The sequence below is a fragment of the Rhizobium sp. IY2 genome (genome assembly GCF_047532935.1).
GTDB lineage: Bacteria > Pseudomonadota > Alphaproteobacteria > Rhizobiales > Rhizobiaceae > Rhizobium > Rhizobium anhuiense.
Map to the genome: position 1 here is coordinate 67,024 of NZ_JBLKNU010000006.1, position 25,936 is coordinate 92,959.

Below are 25,936 nucleotides of genomic sequence, written 5' to 3' on the forward strand. Positions count from 1 at the left end.
GTGTGTGCCCGTCAATGAATGCCGGACGGCTTTCATGGGAAAGCGACGTTCGGCCGGAAGGATGCAGATATCTTCATCGGCAAACCGGCCGGAAAAGGGCATGCGCCCGCACTCTCCGCCGATCGTCCGTTCGGCTGGCCTTAGGCCATATTCAACCGGGCGCGTCAAGAAAAACCACGTTTGCAAAGGCCTGATGGCGGCGGGTGAGGGCGCGGCGGTTCGGCCGCGCCCTCCAGTCCAAGCCTCAATGGGCGGCGTCGCGTTTTCGCTTGCGGGCGTTGCGCGCGAACATGTTCAGCACCTCGACCAGCGCCGAGAAGGCCATGGCGGCGTAGACGTAGCCCTTCGGCACGTGGAAGCCCATGCCTTCGGCGATCAGCGTCGTGCCGATCATCAGCAGGAAGGCGAGCGCCAGCATGACGATCGTCGGGTTCCTCTCAATGAAGTTGGCCAGCGGGGTCGCCGCAACCAGCATGACGGTGACGGCGGCGACGACTGCGACCACCATGATCGGCAGATGCGGCGTCATGCCGACGGCGGTGATGATGCTGTCGACTGAGAAGACGAGATCGAGCAGCAGGATCTGGCCGATGGCCGATGCAAAGCCGGTCGTTGCCGACGTGGCGATGAAATCCTCCTGATGGTCTTCCGGGTCGACGGTATGATGGATTTCCTTGGTGGCCTTCCAGACGAGGAACAGGCCGCCGGCAATCAGGATCAAATCCTTCCAGGAGAAGCCGTGGCCGAAGGCTTCAAATAGCGGTTCGGTCAGTTGCACGATCCAGGCGATGGTGCCGAGCAGAGCCAGGCGCATGACGAGCGCAAGGCCGATGCCGATCTTGCGGGCCTTCTCCCGGTGCTCGGGCGGCAGCTTGTTGGTGAGAATGGAAATGAAGATCAGGTTGTCGATCCCGAGAACGACTTCCATCACCACCAGCGTGATGAGCGCCACCCAGGCGGCCGGATCCTGAATGAGCGTGATGATTTCCTGCATCAGCGTATATCCCTTTTGCGTCATATGGATAAATGACGCTCGCAATGTAATGACACCGGCCTGCCAGACAAGCGCCGCAAGGGGGTATACGAAAGTGATGTGACTTTTATTCCTTGATCGGCAACCAGATTTCGGTGACGCCCATGCCGGTATAGGGATCGAAGCGCTCGTCGTAGCGTTCGAACATGTCGGGTATCTCGCCGTGCTCCAGGCCGGATGTCGGCCACCATGCGCCAAAAATCCGGTTCATCGTCGCCGGAATGCCCGAGACATGGCCGCGATGGCTAAAGACGACGTAACGCTGGCCGGGAAGCTTGAGCGTTGCAAAATCCGCCGGCAGATCGCCAGCATCGGCGATTTCGGCGGCGGCCATATAGCGGAATTTCTCCGCTTCGCCGGTGTATGCGTGCAGATGCCGTAGGCGACGTTGCCCTTCTGGCCGGGGATATGACCGAAATGGGCATTGAACTTCTGCCAGAGGGAGGGAATGGCGGCATTGCCACCATAGGGATAGATCTCCTGCAGGCCGGCAAAGAGCATCGGCGGAAGGGTTTCGAAGCGGGGCGGTTCGAGGTCGTTGAGGTGGGCGGGGTCCATTCTGATCGGCTCCAGCAAGATAAGGTTACGGGCGTGTCCCTGTCTGCGCACCGCATCCGGCGTCATGCCGAATTGGTCGCGGAAGGCACGGGTGAAAGCCTCGTGCGAGCCGTAGCCCGCGCAAAGCGCAACCTCGAGAATGGTCGATGAACCGCCGACCAAGGCCGGCACGGCGCGGCTGAGGCGCCGCCCTCTGATATAGCCGCTGATCGAGTGGCCGGTGACGAGCCCGAAGACGCGCGACAGATGGTAGCGCGACAATCCGGCGGCTTCCGAAATCTCTTCCAGCGATATATCGTTTTCGAAATGGCTCTCTATGAACCAGATCGCCCGTCCAACGGCGCTCATCCTCACTCCCCTGGTTGCGGCTTCTTCCTTAAAGAAAAGCCTGCAGCCGGGTTTGATCGCAGTTGCGGAATTTTGGCCGATGGAGGCGGGCAGTCAAGGTGCGGTCAGTCGGTCTTGTGCCGGGGCGCACCGTAGGCGGCCATGAAGACCCGGATGGCGCCGCGGATGACGCGCTCGATTTCGTCGCGAGACGGCGGTTCTTCCATGCTTCCGAACAGGCGGAGCTTGAAGAAACTGCCGCTGGCGAGATCGAGAAACTGGCCGGCGGCCAGATCGATGTCGTCGATCTCAAATCTGCCTCCGGCGATGTGCCGTTCCAGGAAGTCGCGCATGATGGTGCGCAGGTTTTCCGGACCCTTGAAGAAGCGTTGACAGAGAACCGGCATGCGGTCGCGAACGCCGAGAACGGTGCGCATCGCGTTGATGACCTTTTCATCGGTCATATGGGTGACGAAGCTTATCCCGAATTCATACAGGCCGGCTTCGGGATCGTCATGTTCGGCAAGCGCCGTGCGCACGGCCGCCACGAAGGCGGCGCGCTCTGCCTCGATCATCGCCGAAAACAATTCTTCCTTGTTGGTGAAATAGACGTAGAGCGTTCCCTTGGAGACACCGGCCTCGCGCGTCACGTCGTTCATGCTGGCGGCGTCGAAACCCATTTTCATGAAGACACGCTTGGCGCCGGCGAGAATCTGCTGGCGCTTGGCCGGATCTTCGCCTGCGGCAAATCGGCCTCCGGGCGCGGGAGGGCTGAAGACGGCGGCGTGGTCGGGGTTCAGCGTCATGTCTCCTTAACCGTGTTGACGGTTTCGTATTTTCTTTAAAAGAAATCGAACCGATTGGTTCTATACATCTTGATATGACGGTAAAACAGGTTTAAGTCAACTGAACCGAACCGTTCAGTTCGATTATTTACTCCAAGATCGGTAAAGTGGCCATGTCGAGCAACCAGAAGAGCAACGTCGCGCGGATTGTCAGCGAAAACGCCGAGACCGAAGAGGTCAAGGCCGAGGTCGCGGCAGTTGCGGAAGCTCCGACGGCTGAAGCCCGCGAAGTCCCTTCCACTCCCGCGCAGTCGGCGCCGGCTTCGGTCGCCGCACCTGCGGCTGCGAAGAAGCGCCGTAGCCCGGTGCTGCCGATCGTCGTGCTCGCCCTTCTCGCGGGCGGCGGCTGGTATGGTTATGAATGGTGGACGAACGGCCGCTTCATGGTGTCGACCGACGACGCCTATATCGAGGGCGATATTGCAACGATTTCGCCGAAGGTCACGGGCTACGTCGCGAAGGTGAATGTTGTCGCCAACCAGGAAGTCAAAGCGGGCGACGTGCTTGCCACGCTTGATAACGGCGACTATCAGAACGCCCTCGACCAGGCCCAGGCCCAGATCGCCACCGAACAGCTTTCGCTGCAGCGTATCGACGCGCAGATCGAAGGCGCCAATGCGAGCCTTGTGCAGGCGCGGGCGCAGAAGGTGGCACTCGAAGCGGCCGTTCGCGGTGCCGAGATCACCCAGAAGCGCCAGAGCGAGCTTCAAGCGAAGTCGGTCGGCACCGCCGCCGATCTCGACAACGCCAATATCGCCCTCGATCAGGCCAAAGCCAATCTTTCCGGCGGCGATGCCAACATCGTGGTTGCGCAGGCCAATGTCACCATTCTCCAGGCCCAGCGCAAAGAGGCCGAAGGTTCGGTCCGTTCGCTCGAGATCTCGCGCGACAAGGCTGCCCGCGACCTTTCCTTCACCGTGCTGAAGGCGCCTTATGACGGCATTGTCGGCAACCGCTCGGTCCAGGAAGGCGATCTCGTCTCGCCCGGCCAGCGCCTGATGGCGCTCGTTCCGGTGCGCCAGCTCTATATCGACGCCAATTTCAAGGAAACGCAGATCCAGCATCTGGTGGCGGGATCGAAGGTCAACGTGCATGTCGATGCCTATAGCGATCATCCGATCGTCGGCACCGTCGAATCGATCTCGCCGGCATCCGGCTCGGTCTTTTCGCTGCTGCCGCCGGAAAACGCCACGGGCAACTTCACCAAGGTGATCCAGCGCGTGCCGGTGCGCATCGCGCTGCCGCAGGATGCGCTCGATAGCGGCCGTCTGCGCGCGGGCCTGAGCGTCGTCGTCGACGTTGACACCCGTACGGCGCCGAGCAAGTAAGCCTTCAGGAAAGGCAGAGGTGATCTGATGGCCGGCAGCGCGACAGCAACGGCGGGGACGATGCCGGCGGCACCCGCCCATGCCGACGAGCGCATGGATCCGAAGAAGCTCATCGCCTTCTTTGCGATGGTGCTCGGCATGTTCATGTCGATCCTCGACATCCAGATCGTCTCGGCCTCGCTTGCCGAAATCCAGGCCGGCCTTTCGGCCGGCAGCGACGAAATCGGCTGGGTGCAGACATCCTATCTGATCGCCGAAGTGATCATGATCCCGCTGTCCGGCACGCTGGCGCGCATCATCTCGACGCGTTACCTCTTCGCGATCTCGGCTGCCGGCTTCACCATGGCGAGCGCGCTGGCGGCGACGGCGACGAATATCGACCAGATGATCGTCTACCGGGTCATCCAGGGCTTCATCGGCGGTGGTATGATCCCGTCGGTCTTCGCAGCCGCCTTCACCATCTTCCCGCCGTCGAAGCGCAGCATCGTCTCGCCGATCATCGGTCTGATCGCGACGCTGGCGCCGACCATCGGCCCGACCGTCGGCGGCTACCTCAGCCACGCCTTCTCCTGGCACTGGCTGTTCCTCGTCAACATCGTACCCGGCATCATCGTCACGATCGTCACCTGGAACTTCATCGATTTCGACAAGCCGGAACTGTCGCTCTTCAAGAAGTTCGACTGGTGGGGGCTGATCTCGATGGGCGTCTTCCTCGGCGCGCTGGAATATGTGCTCGAAGAGGGCAATTCGAACGACTGGTTCAACGACAGCTCGATCACCATCGCAGCGGTCGCTTCCGGCGCTGCCGCCATCATCTTCTTCTATCGCGCCTTCACGGTGGAATTCCCCGTCGTCGACCTCAAGGCCTTTGCGAACCGGAATTTTTCCTTCGGCTCGGTCTTCTCCTTCGTCATGGGTATCGGCCTCTATGGCCTCACCTATATCTACCCGGTCTATCTCGGCCGCATCCGCGGCTATGATTCGCTGATGATCGGCGAGACGATGTTCGTCTCCGGGCTTGCGATGTTCTTCACCGCGCCGATCGCCGGCCGGCTGTCGACCAAGATGGACCTGCGCCTGATGATGGTGATCGGCTTCGTCAGCTTTGCCGCCGGCACCTTCATCATGATGCATCTGACGGCGGATTGGGATTTCTACGAACTCTTCATCCCGCAGATCCTGCGCGGCTTCGGGCTGATGATGTGCATGGTGCCGATCAACAACATCGCGCTCGGCACGATGCCGCCTTCGCGCATTCGCGGCGCGTCCGGCCTGTTCAATCTGACCAGAAACCTCGGCGGCGCCGTTGGCCTTGCCGTCATCAACACCGTGCTCACCAACCGGCAGGACGTGCACTACGAGCGGCTGCGGGAGAATATGGATTGGGGCAATCCGGCGGCGGTCGACCAGATGAACAACATGGCCGCCAATTTCAACACCTACGGCATGGATGGCGCCTCGGTCGCAGTCAAGCAGATGGTCGGCCTTGCCACCAAGCAGGCGATCATTCTCTCCTTCAGCGACGTATTCCTGATCCTGACCGCGCTTTTCCTGGCGATGATCCTCGGTGTCGCCATGATCAAGAAACCCGCGCCGCAAGGCGGGGGAGGCGGTGGCGGCCACTGACCTCCGGCCTGCCGCCCCTTGAAAAGGCCCTCTTCGGAGGGCCTTTTTGTTGCTGTTTTCCGGCCGTCGTGTCATCAGGCGAATGATCGCCGGTCGGATCGATCCGAATCGGGTAGGCCATGCCGGAAAACCACGCGGAAACCGGCCCGTTCGATTTTTTGATTTACGTACATCAAAATTGGCGCTAATGGTCTCGTCAGGAGGAATGATGAGACCAACCGTTCACGATATCGCCGCCGCCGCCGGTGTCAGTCTGGCGACTGTCGACCGGGTTCTCAACCAGCGGCCCGGTGTGCGCCACGTCACGCGGGAAAAGGTCGAGACCGCGATCCGCGAGCTCGGTTATGTCAGAGACGTCGCCGCCGCCAATCTTGCCAAAGGGCGCACCTATCCGCTGGTCTTCATCCTCCCGGCCAGCGACAACTCCTTCATGCACGGGCTCAATGCCGAGATCCGCCAGGCAGTCCTCCGATCGTCGGCCGAGCGCACCGATATCCGCACGATCGAGGTGCCGGCTTTCGATCCCGCAGCGCTTGTCTCGGTGCTCGAGGAGCTTTCCCGGGAAAAGCCCTGTGGCATCGCACTGGTTGCGACCGATGCGCCTGGCGTGCGCGCCGTCGTCGACAGGCTGGTGCGCGAGCGTTTTCCCATCGTCACCTTGGTTTCCGATCTCACCGGCTCGCTGCGCCATCACTATGCCGGCGTCGACAATATCGCCGCCGGGCGCACGGCGGCTCGCCTGCTCGGCCGATTCCTCGGACCGAAAAAAGGCGAGATTGCCGTGCTTGCCGGCTCCATGCTGGTGCGCGACCATCGCGAGCGGCTGGAGGGCTTCACCGCCGTCATGGCCGAGGAATTTCCCGATCTGGCGATTCTGCCAGTCCTCGAAGGCCGCGACGACCCCGAGATCGCCCATATGCTCGTTGCCGACGCGCTTTCCAGGAATGCCGGCATCATCGGCGTCTACAGCCTTGGCGCCGGCAATCGCGGCCTCATCCGGGCGTTGAAGGAGAAGGCCGTCGATCGCGTGCTGACGGTGATTGCCCACGAACTGACCGCCCACACGCGCGCAGCCCTGATCGACAATACGATCGATGCGATCCTCAACCAGGATGCCGGCCATGAGGTGCGCAGCGCGATCCGCGTGCTGAAAGCCAAGGCGGACGGGCTTGCCGTCATCGAGGCGCAGGAGCGCATCCGCCTCGACATATTTCTGAAAGACAATCTGCCGTAGCGGCAAAGGGAGAAATACCACATGTATCTGGGTCTCGATCTCGGAACCTCCGGCGTCAAGGCGATGCTGATCGATGGTGATCAGAAGATCGTCGGCTCGGCCAATGGTTCGCTCGACGTCTCACGTCCGCATTCCGGCTGGTCGGAGCAGGAGCCGGCCCACTGGGTGCGGGCCACCGAGGAGGCTATCGCCGGTCTCAAGGCGAAACATCCGAAGGAGTTCGCCGCGGTCAGGGGCATCGGCCTTTCCGGCCAGATGCACGGCGCGACGCTCATCGATGCCAGCGATAAGGTCCTGCGCCCCTGCATCCTCTGGAACGATACGCGCAGCTACGTCGAGGCCGCGGCGCTCGATGCCGATCCCCGCTTTCGCGCGCTGACCGGCAACATCGTCTTCCCGGGCTTCACGGCGCCGAAGCTCGCCTGGGTCGCAAAGCATGAGCCCGATGTCTTCGCCAAGATCGCCAAGGTGCTGTTGCCGAAGGATTATCTGCGTCTTTGGCTGACCGGCGAATATATTTCGGAAATGTCGGATTCGGCCGGCACGTCCTGGCTCGACACCGGCAAACGCGCCTGGTCGTCGCAACTGCTCGCCGCCACCAACCTTTCCGAGGAGCAGATGCCGGCGCTTGTCGAAGGCACCGCGCAGGCCGGCAAGCTGCGGTCTGAACTCGCGGCGCAATGGGGTATATCAGGCGATGTCGTCGTTGCCGGCGGCGCGGGCGACAATGCGGCCTCGGCCTGCGGCATGGGCACGGTCAGCGATGGCGCCGCCTTCGTCTCGCTCGGCACGTCAGGCGTGCTTTTTGCCGCCAACGGTTCCTATCTGCCGAAGCCGGAAAGCGCCGTGCATGCCTTCTGCCACGCGCTGCCGAACACCTGGCACCAGATGGGAGTCATCCTGTCGGCGACCGATGCGCTCAACTGGCATTCCGGTGTGACCGGCAAGTCGGCCGCCGATCTCACCGGCGAACTTGGCGAGACGCTGAAGGCGCCCGCCGGCGTCACCTTCCTGCCCTATCTCTCCGGCGAGCGCACGCCCCACAACGATGCCGTCATCCGCGGCGCCTTCATCGGCCTTGAGCATGAAAGCAGCCGTGTCGTGCTTACCCAGGCGGTGCTCGAAGGCGTCGCCTTCGCCATCCGCGACAATCTCGAAGCGCTGCGTTCGGCCGGCACCGGCATATCCCGGGTCACGGCAATCGGCGGCGGGTCGCGCTCGCGTTACTGGCTGGCCTCGATTGCGACCGCGCTCGGCGTTCCCGTCGACCTGCCGGCCGACGGCGATTTCGGCGCCGCCTTCGGCGCTGCCCGCCTCGGCCTGATCGCGGCAACGGGGGCAGATCCCATTGCCGTCTGCACGCCGCCGGTAACGGCCGGAACGATCGAGCCGGTGTCGGCGCTGAGCGGCGCTTACGAGGATGCCTACAAGCGCTATCGGGCGCTCTATCCGGCGATCAAGTCGCTGGCGCATTGAGATCGAGGCGCCCCTCACCCTACCCTCATTCGAGGGAGCCGCGACGTTGCCACAAGTTTCTTCTCCCCGCCGGCGAGAAGGTGCGGCAGGCGGATGAGGGGGCCTCTGGCATAGACTAACAATTCAGAACTTCGAAAAGATACGAACCCAAGGAGACCCAACATGAGCACCGGATTTTTCGGCGATATCCAGAAAGTGAAATACGAAGGCCCCGACAGCACCAATCCGCTGGCCTTCCGCTATTACCAGCCGGACGAGATCGTCATGGGCAAACGCATGGAAGACCATCTGCGCTTTGCGGTGGCCTATTGGCACACCTTCACATGGCCGGGCGGCGACCCCTTCGGCGGCCAGACCTTCCTGCGTCCCTGGTTCGAGGACACGATGAAGGCCGCCAAGCTCAAGGCCGACGTCGCCTTCGAATTCTTCTCGCTGCTCGGCTCGCCCTACTACTGCTTCCATGACGCCGACGTGCGTCCGGAGGGCAAGAATTTCGCCGAGAACACCAAAAACCTCAACGAGATCGTCGATTATTTCGCCGAGAAGCAGGCCGCAACCGGCACCAAGCTGCTCTGGGGCACGGCGAACCTCTTCTCTCACCGCCGTTACATGTCGGGTGCGGCGACCAATCCGGATCCAGATGTCTTTGCTTTCGCAGCCGCGACGGTCAAGACCTGCATCGATGCCACGCAGAAGCTCGGCGGCGAAAACTACGTGCTCTGGGGCGGCCGCGAAGGTTACGAGACGCTGCTCAACACCGATATCAAGCGCGAGCTCGACCAGCTCGGCCGCTTCCTCAACCTCGTCGTCGAATACAAGCACAAGATCGGCTACAAGGGCACGATCCTGATCGAGCCGAAGCCGCAGGAGCCGACCAAGCACCAGTACGACTATGACGTCGCGACCGTCTACGGCTTCCTCAAGAAGCACGGCCTTGAAAACGAGGTGAAGCTCAATATCGAGCAGGGCCACGCAATTCTTGCCGGCCACTCCTTCGAGCACGAGCTGGCGCTTGCCAATGCGCTCGGCATCTTCGGCTCGATCGACATGAACCGCAACGACTACCAGTCCGGCTGGGATACCGACCAGTTCCCGAACAATGTTCCCGAAATGGCGCTGGCCTATTATCACGTTCTGGCAGGCGGCGGCTTCAAGACCGGCGGCACCAACTTCGACTCGAAGCTTCGCCGTCAGTCGCTCGACCCGGCGGATCTACTGATCGGCCATATCGGCGGCATGGATTGCTGCGCCCGCGGTCTGAAGGCCGCTGCTAAGATGATCGAGGACAAGGCTCTGTCGCAGCCGCTCGCCGATCGTTATGCCGGCTGGGAATCCGCCGAGGCGCAGAAGCTCTTCCGCGGCGAGTATTCGCTGGATGAGATCAGCCATTATGTCGAAAGCCACGACGTCAACCCGCAGCCGAGATCCGGCAAGCAGGAGCTGCTGGAAAACGTCGTCAATCGTTACGTCTGATAAAGCGCGCCGGCGGTCATCGGCCGCCGGCGCAGCCCTCTCCGGCCGGAAGCCTATATGGATTTACCGTTTCAACCAGTTGCGCGACGGCGCCGAGACGGAGTTTCGAACCACCAGATCCGGCCTCAGCAGGATTTCCGTTTCGGTCGGCCGGCCATCGGACAGCAGTTCCAACAGCAGCGCCATTGCCTGTTTGCCGATTGCCGTTCTCGGCTGGCGGATCGTGGTCAGTGGCGGGGATATGAAGACGGCCTGCGGCACGTCGTCGAAACCGGTCACCGAGAAATCCCGCGGAATGTCGTAACCCCGCGCGCCGAGCCCGACCATGACGCCGATCGCCGTCTGGTCGTTGACGCACATGAAGGCTGTGGGAAGCGTGTCACGCATGAAAAGCTGTTCGACCGCATGCCGCCCGCTTTCGATCGTGCCGTCGCCTTCGAGCACGATCCTCAAGTCGGGCGGGATGCCGGCGGCGTCGAGACCGGCATCGTAACCCATGCGGCGCCTGGTATAGGCAAGCCGGGTGCGTGAATCGCCGATGAAGGCGATCTTGCGATGCCCTTCGGCCAGCAGCAGATCCACCGCTTTCCTGGCGCCTTCGGTATCGTCGACACCGACATAGGGAATGCCGCCGTTGAAGACAGGCTCGAAAACGCCGACGCTCGGCGGCAGCCGCGCAGTCATCGTCTGATGCCCGAAGGGCAGGATGCCGGTGAAGAGGATCAATCCGGCCGCCTGGTTGGAATTGAAGAATTTCAGATATTCGAGGCCGCGCTGGGCGTCGTTCTGCGTGTGGCCGATCAGGATGCCGTAGCCATGCGCGCGCGCCTCGTTCTCCAGCCCGACGAGAATGTTGGAGAAATTGGGATCGCCGATATCCGGCGCCACCACCAGGATCATGTTGGAGCGGCCAAGCCTCAGGCTGCGCGCCATCGCATTGGTCGTATAACCGGTGATGGCGATCGCCTGGTTGACCTTGAGCCGTGTGGAGTTGGCGACCTTCTCGGGCATATGGATCGCCCGGGACACCGTCGCGATGGAGACCTCGGCGATCCGGGCGACGTCTTCGATGGTTGCGGGCGTGGAATTCGACACTGGGCTCTGCCTTGGGGCTGTCTTCGCCGAGACACTACACAGACTTGTCGAGAGGTCAAAGGCAGGCTTCAACTGATCTGTGTAAATCAACGATGTAAACCTTTACACGATGTATGTAAAGGTTTACATAGGGTCCAGAGCGGATGGAGAGCCGCTTTGGGGAGGATCAGATGACCGTGGAAGCCGCCGACACCGCACCCGTGGTGCTGTCCGCCAGGCGCATATGCAAATCCTTCAGTGGGGTGCAGGTCCTCTTCAGCGTGAACTTCGATCTTCGCGCCGGCGAAATCCATGCCCTGATGGGTGAAAACGGGGCCGGCAAATCCACGCTTGTCAAGGTATTGTCCGGTTTCGAACAGCCGAGTTCCGGCGAGATCCTGCTCGACGGCAAGCCCGTCGTCCTGCCGCCCAATGGTGCTGCCGAGGCGCTCGGCATCGTCATCATTCACCAGGAATTCAACCTCGCCGACCACCTGACCGTAACGGAGAGCCTCTTCCTCGGGCGAGAAGTCACGCGCTTCGGTGTGCTCGACCGCAAATATATGCGGTCGGAGACCCGCAAGGTTCTCGACGTGCTCGGTTCGCATGTCGACGAGAACGCATTGATCAGCACGCTTTCCATCGCCGACAAGCAGATGGTCGAAATCGCCAAGGCGATCAGCCGCGATGCGCGGGTGGTGTTCATGGACGAGCCAACCGCGGTGCTGTCGCGGGAAGAGACCAGCATGCTCTTCAAGCAGGTTCGCAAGCTGCGCGACCAGGGCACGAGCTTCGTCTTCGTGTCCCACAAGCTCGACGAGGTGATGGAATTGACCGACCGCGTCACCGTGCTGCGCGACGGCCAATGGATCAAGACGTCGCCGACGTCCATTCTGGACGGGGAATCGATCGCCCAGCTGATGGTCGGCCGCGAACTTTCCAGCCTCTATCCCGCCAAGGTCGAGCCCGATATCGACGAGGAGGTCGTTCTCAGCGTCGATTCGGTGTCGACCGGTTATGTGAAGGATGCGAGTTTCGAGGTGCGCAAGGGCGAAATTATCGGTTTCTCCGGCATGATCGGCTCCGGCCGCACCGAACTGATGGAAGCGATCGCCGGATTGCGGACCCGTCTCGAGGGCGAGGTGGTCATCAAGGGCGAAACGGTTCCCTCCGGCGACGTGCATGCCGCCAATCGCTGCGGGCTCGCCTATATGACCAAGGACCGCAAGTCGAAGGGCCTGCTGCTGCGCTCCGGCATGGTGACCAATCTGACGCTGCAATCGCTCGGAAGGCATGCGCGTCACGGCTATCTCAGCCCGGGAAGCGAGGCGGCCGCCATGGCAAAGGCCAAACGCCGCTTCGACATCAGGGTTCGCGACGGCAATATCGTCGCCGGGCGCATGTCGGGCGGGAACCAGCAGAAGCTGCTGCTGGCCAAGGTCATGGAGACCGATCCTGATATCATCATCATCGACGAGCCGACGCGCGGCATCGATGTCGGCACCAAGCAGCAAATCTATCATTTCATTTCGGCGCTCGCCCGGGACGGGCGGTCGATCATCGTCGTGTCGTCGGAGATGCCGGAGGTTATCGGTCTCTGCACCAGAGTGGCGGTGATGCGCGAAGGGCGTATCGTCGGCATGCTCGAAGGAGACGAGATTTCCGAGCAGGAGATCATGCGTTACGCCGCCGGGCTCAAGAAGAAGGCGGCCGCCTGAGGCTGAAGCAGGGCTTCGCCGATCAGGACGACAGATAAGATGCCCAGAAAATATGGGACGGGAGGTTGGTTTTGGAAATGAGTGTCAACGAGGAGACCAGGGAAATCCGGCGCCGATCCTGGCGGGATGTCGACCTGCGTGCGGTCGCGCCCTTTGTCGCCCTGGCCCTGCTCCTGATCGTCGGAGCCCTGGTCAATCCCAATTTCATCGGCATCACCAACCTTGCCAATGTCGCGACGCGTAGCGCCTTCATCGCCATCATCGCGGTCGGCGCGACCTTCGTGATATCAGCGGGCGACCTCGATCTGTCTGTGGGCTCCATGGTGGCCTTCGTCGCCAGCCTGATGATCCTGCTGATGAATTCGGGCGCCGTCGAAAACCCGGCTTTGATGCTGACGGTCGCGGTCGCCTTCACCATCGTCGCCGGCGCGCTCTGCGGCCTGGCAAACGGCCTGATCACCACAGTGGGCAAGATCGAGCCGTTCATCGCGACGCTCGGCACGATGGGCATCTATCGCGGCCTGACGACATGGCTGTCGCAGGGCGGCGCCATCACGCTTCGCTCCGCCGATATCCAGACGCTCTATCGTCCTGCCTATTTCGGCAATATCGCCGGCGTGCCGATACCGATCGTGGTGATCCTGGCGGTGACGGCGGTTGCAGCCTTCATCCTCTATCGCACCCGCTACGGGCGCCATGTCGTCGCAGTGGGATCGAACAGCGATGTCGCCCGCTATTCGGGCATCGCGGTCAACCGCGTCAGGACGATTGCTTTCGTCATCCAGGGACTGTGCGTAGCCATTGCCGTGCTGCTCTACGTTCCGCGTCTCGGCTCGACCTCGGCGACGACGGGCATCCTGTGGGAGCTGCAGGCGATCACCGCCGTCGTCGTCGGCGGCACGGCGCTCAAGGGCGGCGCGGGCAGGGTCTGGGGCACGATCTGCGGCGCCTTTATTCTCGAACTCGTCGGCAACATCATGCTGCTTTCGAATTTCATCAGCGAATATCTGATCGGCGCCATCCAGGGTGCGATCATCATCATTGCCATGTTCGTCCAGCGCTCGCTGGTGCGCAAATCATGAATTGACCGGGCTGACAGGGCGTCCGGTCCCGATATGGAAAAGTCCCTGAAGTTAGTGGGAGGAAATAGCATGCGTAGATTGATGTTGGGTCTCGCGGTTGCGGCGGTGACGTTCGCCGGCGCCGCTCACGCCCAGGACAAGAAATTCACCATCGGCGTCTCCATTCCGGCGGCCGACCACGGCTGGACTTCGGGCGTGGTGTTCCATGCCGAGCGCGTCGCCAAGCTGCTGATGGCCGAACATCCCGGTCTCAACGTCATCGTCAAGACCTCGCCGGATGCCGCCAGCCAGGCGAACGCCGTGCAGGATCTCGATACGCAAGGCATCGACGCCCTCGTCATCCTGCCGTCGGATCCGGATCCGCTCGTCAACGCCATCAAGGAAGTCAAGGGCAAGGGCAAGTTTGTCGCCCTCGTCGACCGTGCGCCGAGCAACAACGACAATTCCGTGCGCGACCTCTATGTCGCCGGCAACAACCCGGCTCTCGGCGAAGTCGCCGGCAAATACATCAAGGACAACACGCCTGATGCCGAAGTGGTCATCATCCGCGGTCTGCCGATCCCGATCGACCAGCAGCGCCAGGATGGTTTCGACAAGGGCATTGCCGGCTCGAACGTCAAGGTTCTCGACCGCCAGTACGGCAACTGGAACCGCGACGATGCCTTCAAGGTCATGCAGGACTACCTGACGAAGTACCAGAAGATCGACGTCGTCTGGTGCCAGGACGACGACATGGCCGTCGGCGTTCTGCAGGCGATCGAGCAGGCCAAGCGCACCGACATCAAATATGTTGTCGCCGGTGCCGGCTCCAAGGATATGGTCAAGAAGGTCATGGACGGGGATAAGCTGATCCCGGTCGACGTCCTCTATCCGCCGGCAATGGTCGGCACGGCGATGGAACTGACGGCGGCAGCCCTTTACGATCAGGTCCCGGTTCACGGCAGCTATATCCTCGACGCGACGCTCGTCACCAAGGAAAATGCCAAGGACTTCTACTTCCCGGATTCACCGTTCTGATCCATCGATTGGAGACATGCGCCCATTCGTAAGGATGGGCGCATTTTTAATGCTTCCACACAGTGTGCGGCCGAAAATGCTGCACGTACCTCTTGCCCGCCAAAGCCCATCATGATTAGCTCGCGGCCATACCGCATATGGCTTTGCGCCAAATCCGCTGGCAAGGGCGAGGAGGCGCCTTGCGCCCGCAAAATAGCGTGCTACAACACTTCAGAAACGTTTACGGTCCATATTCAGGGAGGAATCTGACATGAAGACGATCAAGGGCCCGGGCCTTTTTCTTGGCCAGTTCGCGGGCGATACTGCCCCTTTCAACTCCTGGGACGCCATCACCAAATGGGCGGCCGACATCGGCTATAAGGGTGTCCAGGTGCCGACCTGGGCCCGTCAGCTGATCGATCTGAAGAAGGCTGCCACGTCGAAGGATTATTGCGACGAATTCGCCGGCAAGGCGCGCGAAAACGGCATCGAGATCACCGAACTCTCCACCCATCTGCAGGGCCAGCTCGTCGCCGTTCATCCGGCCTATGACGAAGCCTTCGACGGGTTCGCGGCACCGGAGGTGCGCGGCAATCCGAAGGCGCGCCAGGAATGGGCTGTCGAGCAGGTCAAGATGGCGCTGACGGCATCCAAAAATCTCGGCCTCAAGGCGCATGCGACCTTCTCCGGCGCGCTTGCCTGGCCGTTCATCTATCCCTGGCCGCAGCGCCCTGCCGGTCTGGTCGAAACGGCCTTCGACGAACTCGCCCGCCGCTGGACGCCGATCCTCAACCATGCGGACGAAAACGGCATCGACGTCTGCTACGAGATCCATCCCGGTGAAGACCTGCATGACGGGATCACCTTCGAGATGTTCCTGGAGCGCGTGAAGAACCATCCGCGCGCCAACATGCTCTATGACCCCTCGCACTACGTCCTGCAGTGCCTGGATTATCTCGACAACATCGACATCTACAAGGACCGCATCAAGATGTTCCACGTCAAGGATGCGGAGTTCAATCCGACCGGGCGCCAGGGCGTCTACGGCGGCTATCAGGGCTGGGTGGAACGCGCCGGCCGGTTCCGCTCGCTCGGCGACGGCCAGGTCGATTTCGGTGCGGTGTTCTCGAAGATGACCGCCAATAATTTCGACGGCTGGGCCGTGGTCGAATGGGAATGTGCGCTGAAGCATCCGGAAGACGGTGCCCGCGAAGGCGCCGAATTCGTGGCCGCTCATATCATCCGCGTCACCGAGAAAGCCTTCGACGATTTCGCCGGCAGCGGCACGGATCAGGCGGCGAACCGGCGGATGCTGGGGCTTTCCTAAAACAGGGCATCTCGTGGGTGCCTCTCACCCTAACCCTCTCCCCGTAAACGGGGAGAGGGGAGTTGCCGCACCAGCCGTCGAGATGGGCGTAAACATCGCGGCATATCCCCCTCGCCCCGTTTACGGGGAGAAGGTGGCGGCAGCCGGATGAGGGGCGCATCCGCACCAAGTTTAAATTTCAGGAGGACAGAATGGCAATCGAAGCATCATCCGAACAGACCCGCGAGCCGCGCATCCGGCTCGGCATGGTGGGCGGCGGCGCGGGCGCGTTCATCGGCGCGGTGCACCGTATAGCGGCGCGCATCGACGATCAGTACGATCTCATCGCCGGCGCGCTGTCGTCAACGCCCGAGAAGGCCGTGCAGTCCGGCCGCGACCTCGGCCTCGATCCGTCGCGGACCTATTCCAGCTATCGCGAGATGGCGATCCGCGAGGCGAAGCTGAAGAACGGCATCGAGGCGGTGGCGATCGTGACGCCGAACCATGTGCATTACGATGCGGCCAAGGAATTCCTGAGGCGCGGCATCCATGTGATTTGCGACAAGCCGCTGACGTCAAACCTGGCCGATGCGAAGAAGCTGAAGAAGATCGCCGACGAGAGCGGTGCGCTGTTCGTGCTGACGCATAATTACACCGGCTATCCGATGGTCCGCCAGGCGCGCGAGATGATCGCGAACGGCGAACTCGGCGATATAAGAGTCGTTCAGGCCGAATATCCGCAGGACTGGCTGACGGAAGCGGTCGAGCAGACCGGCCAGAAACAGGCCGCCTGGCGCACCGATCCGGCGCAATCCGGCGTCGGTGGGTCCACAGGCGATATCGGCACGCATGCCTATAATCTTGCCGCCTTCATATCGGGCCTGGAACTCGACAGCCTTGCCGCCGATCTCGACAGCTTCGTCCCGGGCCGCCGGCTGGATGACAACGCCCATGTCTTGCTGCGCTTCAAGGCAAAAGGCTCGGAGAAGCCGGCCAAGGGCATGCTCTGGTGCAGCCAGGTGGCGCCCGGCCATGAAAACGGCCTGATGGTGCGCGTCTACGGCACCAAGGGCGGGCTGGAATGGACCCAGAAGGACCCGAACTATCTCTGGTACACGCCTTTCGGCGAGCCGAAGCGGCTGATCACCCGGGGCGGCGCCGGTTCGGGCGCGGCTGCCGGCCGTGTCTCGCGCGTGCCGTCAGGGCATCCGGAGGGGTATCTTGAAGCCTTTGCGACGATCTATACGGAAGCGGCGCATGCCATCAACGCCCGCAAGAAGGGCAAAGCTGTCGACAAGGCGGTGGTCTACCCGACGGTCGATGACGGCGTGAAGGGCGTGGCCTTCGTCGAGGCTTGCGTCGCATCTTCGAAGAAGAACGGCGCCTGGGTCAAGGTCTGAATTTGACGTTCCCAGTCACTCAATGAAAAACGCCGAGGCGGGCTCGAGTCGCCTCGGCGTTTTGTTTATTCTCGATCAGGCCGCAGCCGTGCGGCCACGCTTCAGCAGGTTGTCGACGCTGAAGGGTCCGGCGCCTGCCGCCACCAGATAAAGAAATACGAAGCAGAACAGGATTGCCGCGACGCCGCCGTTCTGCGCGGGATAGATGCCCTTCGACGCATGCCCGATGAAATAGGCGAAGGCCATCAGGCCCGAGAGCACGAAGGCGGCGATACGGGTCTGGAATCCGACCAGCACCAGGAAGCCGAGGGTGAGTTCGAGAAGACCGGCAACCCAGGACAGCGAGCCGACGGGAGGCACGCTTGCCGCAACCGGAAAATGCAAAATCTTCTGCGTTCCGTAGCTAAAAAGCACAAGTGAGGAGATGATGCGCAGCAAGCTCAACAGATGCGGCTGCAGCAGATGGATCGAAGACAGCATTGGATTCCTTTCCTGTTTGTGATGTCTTGGCTGTGCAACGATCGCGGGCGCGCCGGCAAGTCACGACTTCTGACGTTCACGTTATGGGAGCAGTCCGCGCCGGAAAGTGCGGCAGGTCAGGGCGACCGAATACTGCAGTCGCCGCCGCTTCGCGGCCGTACTGTAACGTTGCAGTTTTTCTGCGTCCGGGCCTGTACTTTGCTTTTCGGCTTGGCTAAATCCGAACCCAAACGGTTCACCCACACGCCGAGAACGGGATTTACAGATGATCGATCCGAAAAAACTCGCAGACCGCTTTCCAGGCGATTTCACTTTCGGCGTTGCCACCGCCGCCTTCCAGATCGAAGGCGCCAGCAAGGCAGACGGCCGCAAGCCGTCCATCTGGGATGCCTTCTGCAATATGCCGGGTCGCGTCTATCATCGCCATAATGGCGACGTTGCCTGCGATCACTACAATCGCCTGGAGCAGGATCTCGATCTCATCAAGGATATGGGCGTCGAAGCCTACCGGTTCTCCATTGCCTGGCCGCGCATTATCCCCGACGGCACAGGTCCGGTGAACGAGGCCGGCCTCGATTTCTACGACCGGCTGGTCGACGGTTGCAAGGCGCGGGGGATCAAGACCTTTGCGACGCTCTACCACTGGGACCTGCCTCTGCTGCTCGCCGGCGACGGCGGCTGGACGGCGCGCTCGACCGCCTATGCCTATCACCGCTATGCCAAGACGGTGATGAACCGCCTTGGCGACCGCCTCGATGCCGTCGCGACCTTCAACGAACCCTGGTGCATTGTCTGGCTGAGCCACCTTTACGGCATCCATGCTCCGGGCGAGCGCAACATGCAGGCCGCCCTTCACGCCATGCACTACATGAACCTTGCCCATGGCCTCGGCGTCGAGGCGATCCGCTCGGAAGCCCCTGATGTGCCTGTCGGGCTCGTGCTCAACGCCGCCTCGATCATCCCTGGCTCCGACAGCCCGGCCGATCTTGCCGCCGGCGAGCGTGCGCATCAGTTCCACAACGGCGCCTTCTTCGATCCTGTCTTCAAGGGCGAATATCCGAAGGAATTCGTCGAAGCGCTCGGCGACCTCATGCCCGTCATCGAAGATGGCGACATGAAGCTCATCAGCCAGAAACTCGACTGGTGGGGCCTGAACTATTACAAGCCCGAGCGAGTCACTGATGATGCCGATCGCAAAGGCGATTTCCCCTGGACGGTGGAGGCGCCGCCGGCAAGCGACGTCAAGACCGATATTGGCTGGGAAATCTATGCGCCGGGCCTGAAGCTCTCCGTCGAGGACCTCTACCGCCGCTACGAACTGCCGGAATGCTACATCACCGAGAACGGTGCCTGCGACAACACCGATGTCGTCGATGGCGAGGTCGATGACGCGATGCGCCTCGACTATGTCGGTGAGCACCTCGATGTCGTCGCCAACCTCGTCAAGGACGGCTATCCCCTGCGCGGTTATTTCGCCTGGAGCCTGATGGACAATTTCGAATGGGCGGAAGGCTACCGCATGCGCTTCGGCCTCGTCCACGTCGATTACGAGACCCAGCAGCGCACGGTGAAGAAGAGCGGCAAATGGTATCGCGACCTTGCGGCTCAATTCCCGAAGGGCAATTACAAAGCGGGTTAGCGCCATTCCTCGCGCGGGCAGTTGATAAGGCGCCTCTTGAACTCGAACTACCGGCCGGCACGGCAAGCTGACGCTGCCTGCCGTCAATGTCACGGCGGCCGGCGGCACGCATAAAAATAGATTGTCAGAAACGTACAACAGGCGGTTGCTTAAACGTTTTTGAACCCTTGACTGGCAAAGTCCAACGGTCAGGGAGTCGTAATGCAGACAGTCGGAAAGTCGCAAAGCAAGGGATCGGGAATAGGCCGCCACATCGCCGTCACCGGCGTGCTTTTCTCCTTCGCGGTCGTCGTCGCCGTCGTCACCATCATGGTGCTGACGGCGCTTGAACGCGTGGCCGAAAATGCCAATCTCCTCGATGACGAGCGCTCGCGCGAAACGACGATCGGCGCGGTGAAGACTTTCGAGGATCAGCTCGGCGCGACACTCGACGATTATGCCGCCTGGGACGACGCTGCCGTCAACGTCTACGCGCCTGACGGTATGGACTGGACGGTGAGCAATTACGGCGAGATGTCGCTCAACAGCTCGCTGTTCGACATGGCGATCGTCATCGATGACGCGAAGAAGGCGATCATCGCCTATCGCGACGGCAAACCGATGGAGGAGCCGCTCACGGATTTCTTCGCGCCGTCGCTCTGGACCCTGCTCGACACGGTGAAGGCGGCCGGCCCGGCAGATCGTCCTCAAGCGGTCGGTTTCATCACCACCAAGCGGGGCATTGCCGCTGTCGGCGTGGCATTGGTTCGGAAGAAGTCCGGTGCGCTTGACGTGCCCGCCGGCCAGCACCGCTATCTCGTTTTCGCCCGCCATCTCGATGACGACAGGGTGACCGCTCTCGGCCAGACCTATGTCATTGGCGGCCTGAGGCTGGCGCCACCCAGCTTTGCGGCCGACTATCGCGTCCCGATCGTCGATCCGACGGGGGCAACGCTCGGCAAGCTCGTCTGGACCTCGCGTTCACCCGGCGACATCGCCTATGCGCAGGTGCGGCCGATGGTCATCCAGGCGCTCGGCCTCGTCGGATTGTTTTTCGCGGTATTGCTGGTCATCGGCTTGCTTGCCGGCCGCCGCCTGAAGGCAGAGGAAGGCAGCGCCCGCGAGGAGGCGTTGCGCGACAGGCTGAGCGGCCTTTCCAATCGCGACGGGCTCGGGCTCGCCGTCGATCGTTTTGTCGTCGAAGCACGCCAGACCAGGCGCAACGTGCTGCTCCTCTATCTCGACCTCGATGGCTTCAAGGAAGTCAATGACAGCTATGGCCATGGCACCGGCGACCAGTTGATCCGTGCGGTCGCTGCCGGGCTGGAAGTGCTCATTCCACAGGATGCGGTTCTGGCGCGCATTGGCGGCGATGAATTTGCGATCGCCTTTCTCTCCGACAGCGAGAATGCCGCCGCCCTGCAGCTTGCCGAGCAGATCCTCGATTTTCTTGTCGAGCCATTGGAGATCGGCCGCCGCGTCGTCGTCGTCGGGGCCAGTATCGGCATCGCCATGTCACCCTTCGGTTCGATCGGCCGCGAGGAGCTGGTGCGCCGCTCCGATCTTGCCATGTACAAGGCGAAGGAGGCCGGCCGCGCGCGCATGACGCTCTACGATCCGTCGATGGATGCTGATAGAGAGCAGCGCAACGCGCTGGAACTCGATCTCCGGATCGCCATCGAAAGCGGTGACCTGACGCTCGCCTACCAGCCGCTGATCGATGCGACCACCCAGGCGATGACCGGCGTCGAAGCACTGGTGCGCTGGAATCGCCCGGGCCACGGTCCTGTTTCGCCCGAGCTGTTCATCCCGATCGCGGAGACCAGCGGCCTCATCGAATCGCTTGGCCTGTTCGTGCTGCGCAAGGCCTGCGAGACGGCCAAGCAATGGCCGGAACTCAACGTCTCGGTCAACGTCTCGCCCGGCCAGTTCCGCAATCCCGCCTTCAGCGACTATGTGCGTTACGTGCTGAAGCAGACGGAGATCGAAGCCAGCCGCATCACGCTCGAGATTACCGAAGGCTACATGATCCAGAATCCGCAGCGGACCCGCCAGTCGATCGAACGGCTGAAGGGGCTGGGGGTCAAGGTGGCGCTTGACGATTTCGGCTCCGGATTCTCCTCGATCGGCTATCTCAGGCAGTTCGGCTTCGACCGCATCAAGATCGACCGCTCGCTGGTCATGGGCGTCAACGAGGATAAGCGCCAGCGCGAGATGCTGCAGGCGACGGTGGCGCTTGCCCGTTCGCTCGACATTCCGGTGACGGCCGAAGGTATCGAGACCGAGGAGCAGGCGATCGCCATGCGCCTTTTCGGCTGCGACTGCCTGCAGGGCTATTTGTTCGGAAAGCCTGTTACAGCAGACCTCATCACCAAGATGCTGAACGAACGACGGGCAGCGGAGCCGACAGGCCGGCGTCGTATCGGCGCCGCCTGACCGGCGGCCTGATCTTCAGAAAGCAAATTTGATTCACACAGAATCCGGCTCAGCTGCCGATATGCCGCTGGCCGCGCTTTTTGGCGAGGGCGATCTGGTGCTGCCGCTGACGGTAGCGCAGCCGGTCTTCTTCCGTGCGCTTGGGATAACAGTGGCTGCAGGAAACGCCTTCCTCGTAGAGCGGCGAGGTGATCTCCTCTGATGTGATCGGGTTACGGCAGGCATGGCACAACCTGTGTTCGCCTTCCGTCAGCCCGTGCTCGACGGAGACGCGCTCGTCGAAGACGAAGCAGGCGCCATCCCAGAGGCTTTCCTCCTGCGGCACTTCCTCCAGATATTTCAGGATGCCGCCCTTCAGATGATAGACCTCGTCGAAGCCCTCAGCCTTCATGAAGGCCGTGGCCTTCTCGCAGCGTATGCCGCCGGTGCAATACATGGCGACCTTCGGCTTGTTGTGCAGGCCGGGATTGTTGCGCACCCAATCCGGAAATTTACGGAAGGTCTTGGTCTTCGGGTCGAGCGCGCCGCGAAAGGTGCCGATTGCCGTCTCATAATCGTTGCGGGTGTCGATGACGATCGTATCGGGATCGGATATCAGCGCGTTCCAGTCCTTGGCGGCCACATAGGTACCGACCACCTTGTTGGGGTCGATATCCTCGACGCCCATGGTGACGATTTCCTTCTTCAACTTCACCTTCATGCGCAGGAAGGGCATTTTCGAGGCGCGGCTTTCCTTGTGCTCCAGGCCCGAAAATTCCGCCTGGGCGCGCAGGAAGGAGAGCACGGCGCCAATCCCGGCATCCGGTCCGGCGATCGTGCCGTTGATGCCCTCATGCGCCAGAAGCAGCGTTCCCTTGACGCCGTTCTCCTCGCAAAGCGCCTGCAGCGGTGCCTGCAGGCTGGCAAAACGCGGCACGGAAACGAAATGGTAGAGGGCCGCCACGAGGAACGGGCTGGTGTGTGTGAGGCTGTCGGTCATAGGCCTGGAAATACAGAAAATCGGCGGGCCACGCAATTGCCTTCGCCAGAGGCGATTTCGACAGGTGGCGGACTACGCTCGCGCCTGCCATTCGGAAAACGGCCGCACGCCGAAACTCCGGTCGGGGATGGCGTCGAGAATGCTGATGAACTCGATCGAGTGCCCGTCCGGATCCTTGAAATAGATCGACAGCGCCGGCATCCAGCCGAGAACCACCGGTTCCGTTGCCGGTTCACCGTTAAAGCCGAGAGGCTCCACGCCCTTTGCCTTGAGCAAGGCGGGAGCCTGCAGCACACTATCGGCGGTCATGCGGAAGGCGATATGCAGCCGCATCTTCAACGGTCCGGTTCCGGTTTCCCAAAGGCCCAGCATGCCGGTCTTCCGGTCGTCCACCCAGAGGAACGTGACTTTGCGCTCCTCGAACGATGCTGCGGGCTCTAGCCCGACGACATCGCGGTAGAAATCCGTAGAGGTCTTGAGATCGGCAACGGTCAGATGGGTCTCGTAGAGTCCGAGCACCTTCGGCATAGCGGCATTTTCGGCGGTCATTTTTTCCTCGCAGCGTCAGGTCTTTGCTTGTTCGACCACCGGAGGCTAGGACCTCAAGACTGGTTGAGGTCAATGGGTTTGCCCATGATATTTCAGATGCGCTGAGGCATTCGGAAATGCAGCGTTCGCAAGCACTGCCGGTGTCGCCACCTATCGATTCCCGGCGGCCAGCCAGAGAAGCTCGATGCGGTCGGCTTCCTCGTCGGGATCATCGGTGAAGACGATTTCGGCTTTGACAAGCGCCTGCCGCCGGTCTTCCTGCTGGCGGAAGATGATGGCGTCAAGCAGGTGTGCGAGATCGTCGTTGCGGGTGAAGAGCTGCGGTTCGGCCTCCACCAGTTCGGAGAGCACGGCGAGATCGTGTATATGGCCGAGATCTTCGACAAGTTCCGTGGCGGCATCGCGCTTGGCCTTCATCGCGCCCGGCCAGACGTCACGCAGAAGAGCATGGTAGAGCCGATAGTCGTAGGCGCGCTTGCGCAGATCGTGGAAATCGTCGGCCGATGCCTCGCCGTGGCAGGCCGCAAGCGCGGTCTTCGCCTTGCGCGCGGTGCGGCGCCAGCTCTTTGCCAGCATGCGGGCATTCTTGCGGTGGCTGCCGTCGAAGGACACTTTATCCAGGGCTGCAATCGCCGCCGTCAGGACCGCAGAGGTTTCCGTCAGCCGCTGCTCCAGGCCGCTTTCGGCTTCGGCCATCCAGTCACGGCGTCCTTCGAGAACAGTGACGATGCGGCCGAGCGCCTCGCTTTCCTCGTTCCCCCGGGCTGATTGTTGGAGATATTGTGCGGTGCCGATGAGGGCGGCAGCGTCGCGGATCGCCGAAAGCGACGCTGCGGCATCGCGCAGCCTCGTGTTTTCCTGGGCCTGGAAATCCGGCACCTTGCGACGAACGAGGCGGTACAGCGAGCGCAGTCGTTTCACGTTCTTGCGGAAGGAATGGATTGCCTCATCGGTGCCGTCCGGCCGTTCCTCGATAAGCGTAATGGCACGTTCCAGCTGCTGTGTCGCGACGCTGCGGAACGCGTCCGTGAAATCGGCGTCAGGCCGAATGCGATAGGCCATGCCTGTCGTGCTCATATTCTGTGGCAAGGGCCTGGTTGGAATAGCGGAAATCGCCGGTCACTTCGCGGCCAAGCCAGCTGGGTAGGGCCGGATTGTCGGTTTCCGCCGTCATCTCCACCTCGGCGATGACAAGGCCACGATGCTCGCCAGTAAAGACGTCGACCTCCCAGACGAAACCCTGATGTGGAACGCGGTAGCGCGTCTTCTCGATGACGATGCCGATCGCATTCTGCAGCAGCTCTTTGGCATTGGCGATCGGGATGTCGTATTCGAATTCGTCGCGGGTAATCGTGCTGCGGCCGATCTTGATCGTCAGCTTCGCTTTCCTGTCGTCGAGGATGCGCACCCGGACGGAACGGTCGTCCATCGAAGCGATGTAACCCTGCCGGAGAACAGACTTCGTCTCGACGGCGGAACGCCATCCATCGCTGCGTACAAGAAACTTCCGCTCGATCTCTTTCGCCATATCGGTGAACCTTTTGTGACGATTGCGGCACGGTAGACCAATTTCCACCCATTTCCTACCCATCTTGTCATACGGTCTGGTTTTATCTCGACAAGGGTCGGCGGGGGCGTTATTCGGGATCCGAATTCAATCGTTTCAAGGAAGTCGCACGACCATGGGCGAGAAAACAGAAAAGCTCCTTTCCATCCTGAAACTCCAGCCGGTCGTTCCGGTCTTGATCGTCGACGACGCCAAGTCGGCGGTATCGCTGGCCCGGGCGCTCGTCGCGGGAGGCCTGAAGGCGATCGAGATCACCATGCGCACGCCGGCGGCACTCGATGCCGTGCGCGCCGTCGCAGCCGAGGTCGAGGGCGCCGAAGTCGGCGCCGGCACGATCCTGAATGCCGCCCATTGGCAAGCCGCCGTCGAGGCCGGTTCGAAGTTCATCGTCAGCCCGGGCACGACACAGGAACTGCTCGATGCCGCTGCCGACTCCGATGTGCCCTTGCTTCCGGGGGCTGCGACCGCCAGCGAAGTGATGGCTTTGCGCGAAGAAGGCTACCAAGTGTTGAAATTCTTCCCGGCGGAGCAGGCCGGTGGCGCGGCCTTGCTGAAGGCGCTCTCTTCGCCGCTCGCCGGCACGCTGTTTTGCCCGACCGGCGGCATTTCGCTGAAGAACGCCAATGATTATCTCTCGCTGCCGAACGTCATCTGCGTCGGCGGCTCCTGGGTAGCGCCGAAGGAACTGGTCGCGGCCGGCGACTGGGCTGGTATTACCAGGCTCGCGGCAGAAGCGGCGGCACTGAAGGCCTGAGTTTCGGCAGGGGTGGGGTCGGCCTTCGGGCATAATCCCCACTCCTCAATTTGTATTTCACCCGTCGCAAACCTATG

At 61.8% G+C, this 25,936-nt stretch carries 21 protein-coding genes and 1 pseudogene; 13 read left to right on the forward strand and 9 right to left on the reverse strand.

Features of this window, described 5'->3' with window-relative positions; genetic code table 11:
* Positions 1-244: 244 nt before the first annotated feature.
* From ACMUVN_RS19720 to ACMUVN_RS19730, 3 genes and pseudogenes are all read right to left on the reverse strand, one after another.
* Positions 245-994 carry a TerC family protein gene (locus tag ACMUVN_RS19720; protein ID WP_414815404.1) on the reverse strand — a complete coding sequence of 250 codons (750 nt, stop codon included), beginning with the start codon at positions 992-994 and terminating at the stop codon, positions 245-247.
* Positions 995-1,100: 106 nt separating this feature from the next.
* Positions 1,101-1,939, reverse strand: a pseudogene (locus ACMUVN_RS19725) (AraC family transcriptional regulator).
* A gap of 104 nt (positions 1,940-2,043) precedes the next feature.
* Positions 2,044-2,724: a TetR/AcrR family transcriptional regulator gene (locus ACMUVN_RS19730; protein WP_132575824.1), complete on the reverse strand. Its 681-nt coding sequence runs from the start codon at positions 2,722-2,724 to the stop codon at positions 2,044-2,046.
* 152 nt (positions 2,725-2,876) lie between these two features.
* Between ACMUVN_RS19730 and ACMUVN_RS19735 the strand changes: the two genes are divergently transcribed.
* The 5 genes from ACMUVN_RS19735 (at position 2,877) to xylA (ending at position 9,900) form a co-directional block, all read left to right on the forward strand.
* Positions 2,877-4,091 carry an HlyD family secretion protein gene (locus ACMUVN_RS19735; protein WP_063475291.1) on the forward strand — a complete coding sequence of 405 codons (1,215 nt, stop codon included), beginning with the start codon at positions 2,877-2,879 and terminating at the stop codon, positions 4,089-4,091.
* Between the two features lie 27 nt (positions 4,092-4,118).
* On the forward strand, positions 4,119-5,717 hold the full coding sequence (locus tag ACMUVN_RS19740) for a DHA2 family efflux MFS transporter permease subunit (protein WP_047616274.1): 1,599 nt from the start codon (positions 4,119-4,121) through the stop codon (positions 5,715-5,717).
* 208 nt (positions 5,718-5,925) lie between these two features.
* Positions 5,926-6,951 (forward strand): LacI family DNA-binding transcriptional regulator, encoded by a 1,026-nt coding sequence (locus ACMUVN_RS19745; RefSeq protein ID WP_047616276.1) that lies wholly within the window; start codon positions 5,926-5,928, stop codon positions 6,949-6,951.
* Between the two features lie 21 nt (positions 6,952-6,972).
* Complete coding sequence (gene xylB, locus ACMUVN_RS19750) at positions 6,973-8,427, forward strand: xylulokinase (RefSeq protein WP_132575828.1); 1,455 nt, start codon at positions 6,973-6,975, stop codon at positions 8,425-8,427.
* A gap of 162 nt (positions 8,428-8,589) precedes the next feature.
* A complete protein-coding gene (gene xylA, locus ACMUVN_RS19755) occupies positions 8,590-9,900 on the forward strand; it encodes a xylose isomerase (RefSeq protein ID WP_047616280.1) in 1,311 nt (436 codons plus the stop codon).
* 63 nt (positions 9,901-9,963) lie between these two features.
* Here xylA and ACMUVN_RS19760 read toward each other — a convergent pair whose 3' ends face one another.
* A complete protein-coding gene (locus ACMUVN_RS19760; RefSeq protein WP_047616282.1) occupies positions 9,964-10,995 on the reverse strand; it encodes a LacI family DNA-binding transcriptional regulator in 1,032 nt (343 codons plus the stop codon).
* A gap of 170 nt (positions 10,996-11,165) precedes the next feature.
* Here ACMUVN_RS19760 and ACMUVN_RS19765 point away from each other — a divergent pair, with 170 nt between their 5' ends.
* The 5 genes from ACMUVN_RS19765 (at position 11,166) to ACMUVN_RS19785 (ending at position 17,476) form a co-directional block, all read left to right on the forward strand.
* Positions 11,166-12,692, forward strand: coding sequence for a sugar ABC transporter ATP-binding protein (locus tag ACMUVN_RS19765; RefSeq protein ID WP_063475292.1), 1,527 nt, complete (start codon positions 11,166-11,168; stop codon positions 12,690-12,692).
* 77 nt (positions 12,693-12,769) lie between these two features.
* Positions 12,770-13,774 carry an ABC transporter permease gene (locus ACMUVN_RS19770; RefSeq protein WP_047616285.1) on the forward strand — a complete coding sequence of 335 codons (1,005 nt, stop codon included), beginning with the start codon at positions 12,770-12,772 and terminating at the stop codon, positions 13,772-13,774.
* 69 nt (positions 13,775-13,843) lie between these two features.
* Entirely contained in the window at positions 13,844-14,791 is a 948-nt protein-coding gene (locus ACMUVN_RS19775; RefSeq protein ID WP_063475293.1) for a substrate-binding domain-containing protein, read from the forward strand.
* A gap of 250 nt (positions 14,792-15,041) precedes the next feature.
* A complete protein-coding gene (locus ACMUVN_RS19780; protein WP_414815405.1) occupies positions 15,042-16,097 on the forward strand; it encodes a sugar phosphate isomerase/epimerase family protein in 1,056 nt (351 codons plus the stop codon).
* Positions 16,098-16,288: 191 nt separating this feature from the next.
* Positions 16,289-17,476: a Gfo/Idh/MocA family protein gene (locus ACMUVN_RS19785; protein WP_047616291.1), complete on the forward strand. Its 1,188-nt coding sequence runs from the start codon at positions 16,289-16,291 to the stop codon at positions 17,474-17,476.
* Positions 17,477-17,551: 75 nt separating this feature from the next.
* Here ACMUVN_RS19785 and ACMUVN_RS19790 read toward each other — a convergent pair whose 3' ends face one another.
* Positions 17,552-17,956: a DoxX family protein gene (locus tag ACMUVN_RS19790; protein WP_047616294.1), complete on the reverse strand. Its 405-nt coding sequence runs from the start codon at positions 17,954-17,956 to the stop codon at positions 17,552-17,554.
* 265 nt (positions 17,957-18,221) lie between these two features.
* On the opposite strand from ACMUVN_RS19790, the gene ACMUVN_RS19795 reads away from it, so the two are divergent.
* A complete protein-coding gene (locus ACMUVN_RS19795; protein ID WP_063475294.1) occupies positions 18,222-19,595 on the forward strand; it encodes a GH1 family beta-glucosidase in 1,374 nt (457 codons plus the stop codon).
* A gap of 201 nt (positions 19,596-19,796) precedes the next feature.
* A complete protein-coding gene (locus ACMUVN_RS19800) occupies positions 19,797-22,010 on the forward strand; it encodes a putative bifunctional diguanylate cyclase/phosphodiesterase (RefSeq protein ID WP_063475295.1) in 2,214 nt (737 codons plus the stop codon).
* 49 nt (positions 22,011-22,059) lie between these two features.
* Here ACMUVN_RS19800 and ACMUVN_RS19805 read toward each other — a convergent pair whose 3' ends face one another.
* From ACMUVN_RS19805 to ACMUVN_RS19820, 4 genes are all read right to left on the reverse strand, one after another.
* Positions 22,060-22,989 carry a rhodanese-related sulfurtransferase gene (locus ACMUVN_RS19805; protein ID WP_414815406.1) on the reverse strand — a complete coding sequence of 310 codons (930 nt, stop codon included), beginning with the start codon at positions 22,987-22,989 and terminating at the stop codon, positions 22,060-22,062.
* A 72-nt stretch (positions 22,990-23,061) separates the two neighbouring features.
* Positions 23,062-23,538 carry a VOC family protein gene (locus ACMUVN_RS19810; protein ID WP_047616302.1) on the reverse strand — a complete coding sequence of 159 codons (477 nt, stop codon included), beginning with the start codon at positions 23,536-23,538 and terminating at the stop codon, positions 23,062-23,064.
* Positions 23,539-23,688: 150 nt separating this feature from the next.
* Positions 23,689-24,600 carry a CHAD domain-containing protein gene (locus ACMUVN_RS19815; RefSeq protein ID WP_047616304.1) on the reverse strand — a complete coding sequence of 304 codons (912 nt, stop codon included), beginning with the start codon at positions 24,598-24,600 and terminating at the stop codon, positions 23,689-23,691.
* Positions 24,578-25,066 (reverse strand): CYTH domain-containing protein, encoded by a 489-nt coding sequence (locus ACMUVN_RS19820; protein WP_414815407.1) that lies wholly within the window; start codon positions 25,064-25,066, stop codon positions 24,578-24,580. Before ACMUVN_RS19820 ends, ACMUVN_RS19815 begins: the two co-directional genes overlap by 23 nt.
* 154 nt (positions 25,067-25,220) lie before the next feature.
* On the opposite strand from ACMUVN_RS19820, the gene ACMUVN_RS19825 reads away from it, so the two are divergent.
* Complete coding sequence (locus tag ACMUVN_RS19825; protein ID WP_047616308.1) at positions 25,221-25,859, forward strand: 2-dehydro-3-deoxy-phosphogluconate aldolase; 639 nt, start codon at positions 25,221-25,223, stop codon at positions 25,857-25,859.
* Positions 25,860-25,936: the final 77 nt, after the last annotated feature.

Excerpts from the sequence above, each read along its gene's own strand:
- ACMUVN_RS19790 (WP_047616294.1), bottom strand. The coding sequence starts at position 17,956 with ATGCTGTCTTCGATCCATCTGCTGCAGCCGCATCTGTTGAGCTTGCTG.
- ACMUVN_RS19770 (WP_047616285.1), top strand. The coding sequence starts at position 12,770 with ATGAGTGTCAACGAGGAGACCAGGGAAATCCGGCGCCGATCCTGGCGG.
- ACMUVN_RS19800 (WP_063475295.1), top strand. The coding sequence starts at position 19,797 with ATGCAGACAGTCGGAAAGTCGCAAAGCAAGGGATCGGGAATAGGCCGC.
- xylB (WP_132575828.1), top strand. The coding sequence starts at position 6,973 with ATGTATCTGGGTCTCGATCTCGGAACCTCCGGCGTCAAGGCGATGCTG.
- ACMUVN_RS19720 (WP_414815404.1), bottom strand. The coding sequence starts at position 994 with ATGCAGGAAATCATCACGCTCATTCAGGATCCGGCCGCCTGGGTGGCG.
- ACMUVN_RS19785 (WP_047616291.1), top strand. The coding sequence starts at position 16,289 with ATGGCAATCGAAGCATCATCCGAACAGACCCGCGAGCCGCGCATCCGG.
- xylA (WP_047616280.1), top strand. The coding sequence starts at position 8,590 with ATGAGCACCGGATTTTTCGGCGATATCCAGAAAGTGAAATACGAAGGC.
- ACMUVN_RS19810 (WP_047616302.1), bottom strand. The coding sequence starts at position 23,538 with ATGACCGCCGAAAATGCCGCTATGCCGAAGGTGCTCGGACTCTACGAG.
- ACMUVN_RS19735 (WP_063475291.1), top strand. The coding sequence starts at position 2,877 with ATGTCGAGCAACCAGAAGAGCAACGTCGCGCGGATTGTCAGCGAAAAC.
- ACMUVN_RS19820 (WP_414815407.1), bottom strand. The coding sequence starts at position 25,066 with ATGGCGAAAGAGATCGAGCGGAAGTTTCTTGTACGCAGCGATGGATGG.
- ACMUVN_RS19795 (WP_063475294.1), top strand. The coding sequence starts at position 18,222 with ATGATCGATCCGAAAAAACTCGCAGACCGCTTTCCAGGCGATTTCACT.
- ACMUVN_RS19825 (WP_047616308.1), top strand. The coding sequence starts at position 25,221 with ATGGGCGAGAAAACAGAAAAGCTCCTTTCCATCCTGAAACTCCAGCCG.
- ACMUVN_RS19745 (WP_047616276.1), top strand. The coding sequence starts at position 5,926 with ATGAGACCAACCGTTCACGATATCGCCGCCGCCGCCGGTGTCAGTCTG.
- ACMUVN_RS19780 (WP_414815405.1), top strand. The coding sequence starts at position 15,042 with ATGAAGACGATCAAGGGCCCGGGCCTTTTTCTTGGCCAGTTCGCGGGC.
- ACMUVN_RS19805 (WP_414815406.1), bottom strand. The coding sequence starts at position 22,989 with ATGACCGACAGCCTCACACACACCAGCCCGTTCCTCGTGGCGGCCCTC.
- ACMUVN_RS19765 (WP_063475292.1), top strand. The coding sequence starts at position 11,166 with ATGACCGTGGAAGCCGCCGACACCGCACCCGTGGTGCTGTCCGCCAGG.
- ACMUVN_RS19730 (WP_132575824.1), bottom strand. The coding sequence starts at position 2,724 with ATGACGCTGAACCCCGACCACGCCGCCGTCTTCAGCCCTCCCGCGCCC.
- ACMUVN_RS19740 (WP_047616274.1), top strand. The coding sequence starts at position 4,119 with ATGGCCGGCAGCGCGACAGCAACGGCGGGGACGATGCCGGCGGCACCC.
- ACMUVN_RS19815 (WP_047616304.1), bottom strand. The coding sequence starts at position 24,600 with ATGGCCTATCGCATTCGGCCTGACGCCGATTTCACGGACGCGTTCCGC.
- ACMUVN_RS19775 (WP_063475293.1), top strand. The coding sequence starts at position 13,844 with ATGCGTAGATTGATGTTGGGTCTCGCGGTTGCGGCGGTGACGTTCGCC.